3 protein-coding genes and 2 pseudogenes are annotated in these 4156 nt (G+C 57.6%); 2 read left to right on the top strand and 3 right to left on the bottom strand.

What is annotated here, in order from left to right:
• Window positions 1-494: 494 nt before the first annotated feature.
• Both ATB98_RS00170 and ATB98_RS00165 read right to left on the bottom strand, forming a co-directional pair.
• Window positions 495-1413, bottom strand: a pseudogene (locus ATB98_RS00170) (LysR family transcriptional regulator).
• A 60-nt stretch (window positions 1414-1473) separates the two neighbouring features.
• Window positions 1474-2406 carry a VOC family protein gene (locus ATB98_RS00165; RefSeq protein ID WP_066867531.1) on the bottom strand — a complete coding sequence of 311 codons (933 nt, stop codon included), beginning with the start codon at window positions 2404-2406 and terminating at the stop codon, window positions 1474-1476.
• Window positions 2407-2517: 111 nt separating this feature from the next.
• Here ATB98_RS00165 and ATB98_RS00160 point away from each other — a divergent pair, with 111 nt between their 5' ends.
• Window positions 2518-3417, top strand: coding sequence for a LysR family transcriptional regulator (locus tag ATB98_RS00160; RefSeq protein WP_066867528.1), 900 nt, complete (start codon window positions 2518-2520; stop codon window positions 3415-3417).
• A gap of 218 nt (window positions 3418-3635) precedes the next feature.
• Window positions 3636-3869 (top strand): DUF6429 family protein, encoded by a 234-nt coding sequence (locus tag ATB98_RS00155; protein ID WP_024325616.1) that lies wholly within the window; start codon window positions 3636-3638, stop codon window positions 3867-3869.
• Here ATB98_RS00155 and ATB98_RS00150 read toward each other — a convergent pair.
• Window positions 3850-4086, bottom strand: a pseudogene (locus tag ATB98_RS00150) (transposase domain-containing protein); the annotation flags it as partial. The gene ATB98_RS00155 and the pseudogene ATB98_RS00150 overlap by 20 nt on opposite strands.
• Window positions 4087-4156 lie beyond the last annotated feature (70 nt).

Here is a 4156-nt window from a genome sequence, read left to right as displayed (position 1 = left end):
TTTGTGGCTGCTGCTGGCCTGGCTCAATAGCGGCGCAAAAGCCCGCGCCGTTTAAGTCCGCTTATTGTTCACGGCCGACTAGTTTGCAGTATCGCTGTTCACGCAATCCGGCGTGGGGTGATTTGGCTGACTTCGCTTGGGGCGAGACAGCCCGTGGACAACAGGAGAGCGGCGTGTGAGCCGCGAAGTGCTTGGCAGTCTGCCAGTGAGCATTGATGCGAATAGATGGGGAGCACGCTGTACGCGCAGGGGTTCCATATCGCGATCACTTTGTCTTCTGCTTGCTCTCAACAGCCGTTGCTCCAAATTCATAGGTCGATCTATGCCGAACCAGGAAACGGGCGCCATGTCACGGCACACTCCCATACAGGATAGGGCCGTCACCCACTCCGCGCTGTCCAACGGATCAAATCAGCCGTGGGAAATATCTTCAAAGGAGAGATGGGAGAAGCCCGTCATTGTGGAGTAACTATCCATGCATATGGATAACGCCACTAGGGTGTGCCGGTCTCATCGTCGTAGGCAGAAAACACGCCCGCAACCCAGTCTGCAAAGACCTGATACTTAACGCTCGGAAACCGGCCCGCTGGCCTTGCTATGTGAACAGGATAACGTGGTGGCGCCCAATCGTTCATGATTGGGACCAGGGCGCCACGAGCGATATGGGGTCGTGCCAAGAATTCAAATGTCTGCCCGATACCCAGTCCTGCTAATATCCCATGCAAATGCGCCGTCGCATCACTGGTGGAGAGCTTGATGGGGCTGTAGATCTCTATTTTTCTCATCGCCATTCATCAGTCGAACGGGTGCAGCTTTCAGACTACGTGCAAAAAAGTACTGCACGAAAATGTGATCACGCTGCAGATCCGATGGCGAAGCTGGCACGCCGTGTTTTTCGAGGTACGACGGGGTTGCGCAGGTCACTATCTCAACGCTGCATAACTTCCTCGCAACAAGAGATGCGCTGGGCAGATCGCCGGCACGAATGACGCAGTCTATGCCCTCTTCGACGATGTCGGCCTGACGTTCTGTCACACCAAGATGCAACTCGATCTCTGGATAGAGCGCGTAAAACTCTGGCAACCGAGGGATCAGAATCGCGTTCGCGAAGGTTCCTCCTACGTCGACCCGAAGTTTTCCCCTGGTGGCTAGGCGCCCACGGGTCGCCTCATTGTTCATTTCGTCGAAATCGGCGATCAGGCGAATGGCGCGCTCGTAATAAGCAACTCCCTCAGGTGTCACGGTGACTGAACGTGTCGTGCGTTCGAGCAGTTTGAGGCTTAAGCTTGCCTCGAGATCCTGAACAAGCTTACTGACGGTCGACCGTGGCGCAGCCATCGTGTCTGCAGCCTTTGCAAAGGATCCGGCCTCGACGACGCGAACAAAGGCTCTGATCGCTCCCAATTGATCCATTGCCATCTCTCCATCGAAATTTATGTATGCGGCGAATGCCATCAGTTTTGAGTGGTATTGTCAGGCAGCCAATGGCTCGAGATTTGCCTGGATCTGATCGCGGAAAGCTTCATATCGGCCTGGTAGCTTGAGCGCTTCCCCGAGATGGGCTGTATCCTCGTCACGGTTGAATCCGGGCTCGTTTGTGGCGACCTCGAAGAGGATACCGCCCGGCGTGCGGAAGTAGATGGCCCAGAAATAATCGCGGTCGATGACGGGGGTGACCTGGTAGCCGGTGTCCATCAGCGCCTTGCGCACCTCGAGCTGCTTCTCGCGGTTGTCGACGGCGAATGCGATATGGTGCACCGAACCTGCACCCTGTCGCGCGAACGGAGTCCTTGGCAATGCCAGTAGATCGATCGCGTCCGCTCCGTTACCGTTGGGTATGATGAAGCGTACAACGCCGCCCTCCTTCTCGGCGCGCTCGTAGCCCATGAAGCCGAGCAGCTCCTCCGTTGCAGCGGTGTCGTGCAGGCTGAAGCGTGCGCCAGCGAAACCGCGGATGGCCGCATCATCTGGAATTCCATCTGACAGCCATGGAGCACGCTTGTCGTCTGCGGACTCGATAAGCGCAAAGCTGTCGCCGTCCGGTCCCATGAAGCGGAGTCGGTCGACGCCGAAGACAGTATCGCGTTCCAGACCGTCCACGCCTTGGATTGTGAATCGATCCTGCCAGAACTTCAGCGATCCCTTGGGAACGGAGAACTGGGTCTCCCCGACTTCACCCACACCGGGGCGGCCGAGCATCATGTTCGGGAACGGGAAGTAGGTCATCACCGTTCCGGCCGAGCCCGTCTCGTCACCATAGTAGAGGTGATAGACGCTGGGGTCATCGAAGTTAACAGTCTGCTTGACACGACGAAGACCGAGCGTGTCGGTGAAGAAGCGGTTGTTCTGCCGCGCGTCCGATGCCATCGAAGTCACGTGGTGCAGTCCCTTGATGTCCTTGATCATCTTGAATCCTCTCGGTTTGTGTTCCGGTGTTGATAAGAATGTAGACCCGTTGATCGCTGCTCGGAATTGCAATATTCCTTTTGAATGAATTGCAATTTATGAAACAATGAGATGAACGACTACAAAGCTCTCCGAACCTTTCTGCTCGCCGCTGAGAAGCGGAACTTTGCCCAGGTCGCCCGCGAACTGGACATGACGCCAGCAGCCGTCACACGGGCAATCGCCGCCCTCGAGGCGGAACTTGGCGTGCAGCTCTTCGTTCGCACGACGAGACAGGTATCGCTGACAACCGACGGCGCAATCTTTGCTGCGCAGATCCAGCCCGCGGTCAAGACTCTGGAAGACGCGCGGCGCGAAGTAATGAACTCACACAAGGCGAACGAGGGTCGGCTGCGTATCAGTGCGCCGACATGGTTCGGCAAGACGGTGCTGCCGCCGATCCTGTCTGGGTTCAAGGAACGCTATCCGAAGATGAGCTTCGAGATCTCGCTGTCCGATGGATTGGTGAACATCGTCGACGACGACTACGATCTGGCGATCCGCATCTCGTCGCAGCCTTCGGACAAGTTCACGATCTGGAGGAAGATCCGGGTGGTGCCGCGCATCCTGGTCGCCGCTCCCGGAAGCAGATTCGTCGACATGCAGCACCCGAACGAACTGAAGCCCGATGACTGCCTCGCGTACAGCGGCGAAAGCCGGCGTGAGAACTGGGTGCTGTCGGACGGTGGGTCCAGCATCACGATTTCGGCAGGTCGAGCCTTCAGCGCGAACAGTGGAGAGGTTCTGGCGGACATGGCCGCCGACGGCGCGGGTGTCGCGCTGCTTCCAGGATTCAACATCGCCGATCACATCAGTAGCGGTCGCCTTGTCCACGTCTTCAAGGGATGGAGGCCGCCGGACCTGTGGCTGACGCTGTTCTACCCGCCCTACCAGGCCCTCCCGCCAAGGATTGCGTCATTCTCCAAGTTCTTCGAGGAGCAGGTCGCGGCAAAGATGGTCATGTTGGACTGACGCACACAAAATGCCCGCGATCTGGCACACTCGTTTCAGATTCGATCATGCTGTTGGAGTGCCCGAAGCCTAGCTGCGACTATCTGCTGTAGCTGCCACAGGTTTCGATCATAGATTTTGCGATCCGTCAGATCTAAAACCGTCCGATGCAGGTATTCCGCGTATCCATCCGAGCAGGGCCGCAGGATTTTGGGTGCCGCGCGTGATAACGTCGGTTCATGGAGATCGATGAGGACAAGATCGACGATGCCGTTTTGGCGTTGCTATGGCTGACGCTGCATAACGAGCGTTGGGCCTGGAAGGGTTTCGACTGGGCAACGACGGATCGGCTTCACAAGAAGGGCTTGATCGGCGATCCAGTCAACAAGTCGAAGTCATTGATCCTGACCGATGAAGGCTTGGCGCGTTCGGAAGCGTTGTTCCGGGAGCTGTTTACGCGGCCGCCGCAATAGCGGTCCCTTTGTGGGCCTTCCATTGCCAAGGCAGTAGCTCGTGCAGGCGGGAGACGGGAAGATCGGCGATGCGGGCGAACACATCGGCGAGCCACGCCTTTGGGTCGACGTCGTTGAGACGGCAAGTCGTGATGACGGAGAGCATGATGGCGGCACGATCGGCGCCACGCTGGGAGCCGGCGAAGGTCCAGTTTCGACGCCCGAGGGCCATTGCCCGTTCATTCTGCCCATGTCGGTCAGGAATTGGTGGTTCATTACCGTTGGCATCCCTATTTTGGCCACAAGGT

The sequence above is a fragment of the Sinorhizobium saheli genome (assembly GCF_001651875.1).
In the GTDB taxonomy this organism is placed as follows: Bacteria; Pseudomonadota; Alphaproteobacteria; order Rhizobiales; family Rhizobiaceae; genus Sinorhizobium; species Sinorhizobium saheli.
Note: the sequence above shows the minus strand (reverse complement) of the source record. Positions and strands in the feature narration are given on the sequence as shown.